At 61.3% G+C, this 575-nt stretch carries 1 protein-coding gene and 1 pseudogene; one reads left to right on the forward strand and one right to left on the reverse strand.

Features of this window, described 5'->3' with window-relative positions:
• Window positions 1-103 precede the first annotated feature (103 nt).
• Window positions 104-328 (forward strand): annotated as a pseudogene (locus AC1DDA_RS27420) (3'-5' exonuclease); the annotation flags it as partial.
• Window positions 329-336: 8 nt separating this feature from the next.
• On the opposite strand, the gene AC1DDA_RS27425 reads toward AC1DDA_RS27420, so the two are convergent.
• Complete coding sequence (locus AC1DDA_RS27425) at window positions 337-573, reverse strand: PRC-barrel domain containing protein (protein ID WP_476798097.1); 237 nt, start codon at window positions 571-573, stop codon at window positions 337-339.
• Between the last annotated feature and the right edge of the window lie 2 nt (window positions 574-575).

A 575-nucleotide genomic window follows, 5' to 3' on the forward strand; every position in this document is an offset into this window, starting at 1 on the left:
AGCCGCTTTCGACGTCATCGCTGGAACCCAGTCCGACGAGAAAGGCGGTTTCGATACCTTTGGCCGGCGACCCTTTCGCCAGGGCCTCGTGCATCTGCGCTGCTTCATCGCCGAGAAGGTTCTGGAGAACCGGGAGGGCGGCTCGACGCTGAAGCAACAGGCGGTGCTGTYTCGCGCCTCCCATCACAGCGGTCCGCTCGAAATCGAGCTCACGCGCCGGAACATCCCGTTCGTCAAATTCGGCGGTCTCAAGTTCCTCGACAGCGCCCATATCCAGGATCTGTTGGCGCTGCTKCAGAAGGGCATTCTCCCACGCGCGCCCCTGGCTCAACGACCTTAGAGGTCGACATGCTCAGGCATCGCTTTCAACTGCTCCTTGGTCCAGGTGGTGACGGCGAGGACGTTTCCATCTGCATCGCGCATGAACTCGAGATCGCTGATCGGTACGCCGACGTGCTTGGCCCCAATGCCGAGGAAGCCGCCAACATCCATCACGACGTGGCTCCCGTGGACATGTGACACCGCTCCGATCTTTTCATCGCCCGGCCCGTAGATTGTGGCCCCTTCAAGGATAG

Source organism: Allobosea sp. 10N428 (genome assembly GCF_056394545.1).